The sequence below is a fragment of the Actinocrinis sp. genome (genome assembly GCF_035650855.1).
Classification (GTDB): Bacteria; Actinomycetota; Actinomycetes; order Streptomycetales; family Catenulisporaceae; genus Actinocrinis.
In genome coordinates, this window is record NZ_DASRGV010000073.1 from 1 (window position 1) to 4,808 (window position 4,808).

General features: G+C 70.8%; 3 protein-coding genes. 2 read left to right on the top strand and 1 reads right to left on the bottom strand.

Features of this window, described 5'->3' with window-relative positions; all coding sequences use genetic code 11:
* Positions 1–13: 13 nt before the first annotated feature.
* The gene (gene eccB / locus VFB40_RS05880) at positions 14–1,537 is read right to left on the bottom strand and encodes a type VII secretion protein EccB (RefSeq protein ID WP_324848264.1); all 1,524 of its coding nucleotides are present in this window, start codon (positions 1,535–1,537) and stop codon (positions 14–16) included.
* A 503-nt stretch (positions 1,538–2,040) separates the two neighbouring features.
* Between eccB and eccE the strand changes: the two genes are divergently transcribed.
* Both eccE and VFB40_RS05890 read left to right on the top strand, forming a co-directional pair.
* Positions 2,041–3,243: a type VII secretion protein EccE gene (gene eccE / locus VFB40_RS05885; RefSeq protein WP_324848265.1), complete on the top strand. Its 1,203-nt coding sequence runs from the start codon at positions 2,041–2,043 to the stop codon at positions 3,241–3,243.
* The gene (locus VFB40_RS05890) at positions 3,240–4,109 is read left to right on the top strand and encodes a hypothetical protein (protein ID WP_324848266.1); all 870 of its coding nucleotides are present in this window, start codon (positions 3,240–3,242) and stop codon (positions 4,107–4,109) included. Before eccE ends, VFB40_RS05890 begins: the two co-directional genes overlap by 4 nt.
* Positions 4,110–4,808: the final 699 nt, after the last annotated feature.

The window sequence follows — 4,808 nt, forward strand, 5'->3', positions numbered from 1 at the left end:
GCCGTCAACCGGTTCAATTGCTCGTGAGGGACGGGGTGGTGCCGGCGCGCGCCGGGTCCAATGCCGGGCCGATCGGCACCAGGCTCATCCAGGCCTGCGGGACGTGCGTCACCTGCACCTTGTCGTACAGCAGCATTTGCGCAGCGCTGACCGGCTGGGCGTCGGCCGCCGCGCCGGGAAGTTTCGCGCTCGGCGTCATCAGGTACTGCGTGCCGGTTTCCGTGATCAGGTACTCCGGGCCACTGTCCAGGTTGTTGCCGCCGCTCACCTTCCGCGCCAACGCCGCGTGGCCCGCCTTGACTAGGACGTAGTCCGCCAGGGCCTGGCCGGTGCCCTGCACGGAGATGCCGGTCGGCAGCGGCTGCGGCAGGTGCGTGCCGTAGTAGAGCGAGATGTGCGGCAGATCACCGTCGTAGCTCTGGGAGAAGCCGGCGCAGAGCACGCCGAAGCCCGGGGTCTTCCCGTCGGTGTCGACAAGTGTGACAAGGCTCTGCGGCCAATCGCTGCCGGCGTTCAGCAGCGAGGTCGGAGAGGTCAGCTCAGCCCTCGGCCTGGCGTTGAGGATCTGCGACCCGTTGAGCGACATCTGGCGCACGTTCCCGTTGGTGCCCGCCGGCCCGACCTTGTAGAGCGAGTAGACGAAGGCGCTGACCTGGACCAGCCCGTCCTCGGTCTGGATGTAGTAACCGCTCTGCTGGCCGTTCTCGCTTTGCACGGTGCCGAAGTCGCCGATGTGCCTGCCGAGCTGGTCCGGCGCGGTGACCGGGTCGCCGAGGCCTGCGACGCTCGGCAGCTGCAGCGGCGTGCCGGGGCGGAACGCCTTGAGCCAGGCGTCGGACACCCAGGGTCCTGCGCCGGTGCCCTGGGGGACGGAGACCTCGACGAGCTGGCTGGTGACGGCGCTCTGCTGGATCGGATAGGCGTAGTCGCCGTCGATGAGGTAGTTCGTGTTGTTCGTGTCGTGCACCACGAAGCCGGTGTTCTGCAGCGCGATGCTGTCCGAACCGGCGCCGTATCCGATCTCGAGGATCGTCTTGCCGCCCGATTTCGTCTGGTCCGCGTGGCTCGCCGAGTCGAGGCAGAGCGTCCACTGCGTGAGGTCGACGTTTCCGGGGCTGGGCACGTCCGGGGGCGCGTTCAGGATGCCGATCGGTGCCCCGATCGTCACGCCCGGCCCGTTGATCACGCTGTCCGGCACGTCGTACTTCTTGAAGTTGCTTCCGAGCAGCAGCATCGCGGATGTGGCGTTCACCACCGGGTGCAGCTGCTTGTCCTGCGGCGAGTAGACGTATTCGGCGCCGGACGAGTTGTCGACGACCAGTCCGCTCTCCCAGCCGCTCGGGGCGGACGGCTTGAAGACGCCGAGCACGGCGACGCCGGCCACCGCGATGGCGCTGAGGATCGCGGAGGTGAAGAAGGTCTTGACGGGCCGGGGCGCGGCCTCGTCGCTGCCGGTGGGCGAGGGCGCCACCAGATTCGCGACCATCCGCCTGCGCGCGAATACGAACGCGTCGAGCTGGTCTTTGCGAGTAGCCATGCTCTACCCCTCGCCCCCATGAATGACGTACGACTGCTGTGTTACCGCATTGACGGTGCCGAAGCTGCTGTGTGTGCGCCGTGCTCGCGCGTCGTGCGACCCCTTGTATCACAGAGTACGGCGGTGCACACGGTACCCTCTTTCGCACCGACTTCGCGGCCCCGGGCACCGCACGGACATCTCACCGCACTGTGGCGCGCGGCCGTGTGTGCCGTGCGGCGAAAGTTATCCACAGGATCTGAGATCGATGGTGGAGTTCCGCGGCTCGGACGAAGTACGGTAGCGGTGCAATTCCGGTTCCAGCGACGGAACGACCTGGGGCGGCGCTCTGGGTGACAGCATGGGGGCAGGCGCGAGGGGCTATGGCTACGGCGGCGACGACCAATCGGGGATCGAACGGTCCGTACAATCCGGGCACACCGGACGGTGGGCGCAATTCCGGGCGGCGCGGCGGCGGTCGGTCGCAGTCGGGCGGCGGTTCGGGTGCCCAGCGCTCCGCTCCCGTGCGTGCCCAGGCCGCGATCTATCCGCGGCCGGGCCGGATCGGGCGGCTTCAGGTCATCCGGCTGGTCTTCCTCGAGGCGGCCGCAGCCCTCGTGGCGGTGCCGCTGCTGACGAAGCACACGTTCTGGGTCGCGCTCACGCTGCCGATCGCGGCGCTGTGCGTCGTGGGCGCGCTGGCCGGCAGCCACGGGCGCTGGCTCGGCCAGATGTCCCTGGTGCGCGGCGAGTACCGCGAGCGGCGCTCGCAGAATGTTGACGCTTCGGGCGGCGAGGCCGCGCTCGCGCCGCTGCGTGAGACGTTCCCCGGGCTGCGGACCGTGACGATCAGCAGCCGTAGCGGCGAGCCGGTCGGCATGATCGGCGACGGGACGTTCCTGACCGCCGTGATCCGGGTCGGCAGCCGTACCGAGCCACTGCGCGCGCCGCGTACCGCGCAACCGCTGCCGCTCGGGGCGATCGCCGGCGTGCTGGCCGACGACAAGCTGTCAGCCTCCTGCGTTCAGATCGTCACGTACACGCAGCCGGCGCCTGCTCCGCATTTGCCGCCGCACGCGCTCGCGGTGCGCTCGTATCAGGAAGTGATGGGCGACGTTCCGGGGCAGCGCACGACATGGGTCGCGGTGCGGCTGGATCCGCAGGAGGCGATGGGCGCGATCGAGGCGCGCGGCGGCGGCGCCGTCGGCACCCAGCGCACGCTGCTGACCGCGGTGCAGCGGGTGGCCAGTGACCTGGAGGGCGCCGGTTTCGAGGCAGTACCGCTGAGCGAGCCGGAGCTGATCACCGCCCTGGGTACCGCGTGCGCGGTCAACCCGCAGGTCGGCACGACGCCGCGCTCGGCGGGCACGGCGCACCGCACTGATGAGACCAAGCGCACCTGGCGCTGCGACGACCGCTGGCACACGACGTACTGGGTGGACAAGCTGCCGAGGCTGGCCGCGGACAGCACGCCGAACCTGGTCGCGGCGCTGACCAGTGTGCCGACGCTGGCGACGAGCTTCGCGGTCACCGCTACCCGCGGCACCGGCGGCTCGGTGGGCTTCAGCGCGCACGTGCGCGTCGCGGCGCGCTCGGAGGCGCAGCTGGCCGAGGCGACGAAGACGCTGGAACAGCGCGCGGCAAAGGCCGGGGCGCACCTGACCCGGCTGGACGGCGAGCAGCTGCCCGGTCTGGTGGCGACGATTCCGCTGGGAGGGGAAGCATGAGCAGCACCGGCTCCAGTGGTTACTCGGACAGCGGATATGCGCGTACTGCGACCCCTGCGCGTCCCTTCGACGCCGGACCTTTCCAGGGCACGCCTCAGGGCACGTCCCAAGGCCAGGGAGGTCAACAGCCGCGGCTCGTCGTCGCCGCCCGCCCCTCTCGCGCGGAGGAGACCAGGCTGCTGCCGGTGCGCGGGCCGCGGCACGAGCGACACATCCTGGAGGCCGACCGACTCAACGCTCTGAGTCTGCCGGTGGGCGACGACGGCGTGGTGATCGGCACCGACCCGCATCGCCAGCCCGCGGTCCTCGGCCTGTTCCGGCCGCGTCCGGTGGACGGCGCGCTGGTGGCCGGCTCGTACCTGGCGCAACTGCTGGCGCTGCGCGCGGCGGCCACCGGGGCGCGGATCGTGATCGAGACGGCGCGCCCGGAGTTGTGGAGCGCGCTGGCGCAGAACGCCGGCGGCGGGCAGCAGATCGTGGCGCTGGTCCCGGTGCGCCGCGTCGGCGCGCTCGGCGCGAGTTCCACGAGCCCGGTGCTGCTCATCCGCGACTGTGGCGCGCGGCCCCCGCGGCTCGCGCAGCCGAAGACGCCGTGGCAGACGACGCTGACGTTGCTGCCGTTCCTGGATCCCGGCTACGCGGGCCAGCTGGTCGGCGCGGACCTGGTGGCGTTGCAGCGGATCTCGCCCCAGGAGGCGCAGCTCGCGTCGCGCGTCGTACGCCTCGGCAACGAGGACGTGCAGGCGCTACCGGGTCTACCGGACGAACTGACGCTGTGGTGCGCGCGCCACGGCAGGCAGTACGTCTACGGGATGCCCACGCAGTTGGAGGCCGGCCTGATCGGCGCTCCACGCCGAATGGACTGACGCGCGCGTTCGGCCCTCTTGTCGCGCTGCGCAGCACCGGTCCCTTCAGTCCGATTGCGTTCGAATCACACCGATTCACTACTCATTCCGTAGCGGGTGGCGGCCTGACTACAGTTGTGCCAACGGTGGATCTGGAGGGTGGCGGTGGCGGCAGTGAGCGGCGAGAACGGGTTCGGCGACAGCCCCGAGGACGAGGACTGGGCCGGCCCGGTCTACACGGCGCCGGACTGGTACAAGCAGTCCGGTAGCCCGAACGCGCCGCAGCCCGCGCAGCCGCCGCAGTCTGCGCAGCCGCCGCAGTCTGCGCCGCAAGCCACGACACAGCCCATGCCGCACGGAACCGTGCAGGGCCAGCCGCAGGTAGCACCTCAGTCCGCGCCCCCGATGACGCCCCAAGCACCGCCGCAGGCTGCGCAGTCGGGACCGCCATTCATCCCGCTGCCCGGCCAGCAGCCGCCCCGTCCGCAAGCCGTACCAAACCAGCCCATTTCGGCCCCTCCGATCCAGGGCCAGGGCCAGAGCCCGGTCCAAGGTCAAGGCCAGGCCCAAAGTCAGGGCCACGCTCAAGCTCAGGGCCAAGTCCATGGCCAGGGTCAGCAGGGTCCGATCAGCCCGCAGCCCTCATCCGGCCCGCCCTTCATCCCGCTCGCCCGCCCGACTGGTCAGGGGCCCACGCCTCCCCCACCGCCACCGCCCGCG

Excerpts from the sequence above, each read along its gene's own strand:
- eccB (WP_324848264.1), bottom strand. The coding sequence starts at position 1,537 with ATGGCTACTCGCAAAGACCAGCTCGACGCGTTCGTATTCGCGCGCAGG.
- VFB40_RS05890 (WP_324848266.1), top strand. The coding sequence starts at position 3,240 with ATGAGCAGCACCGGCTCCAGTGGTTACTCGGACAGCGGATATGCGCGT.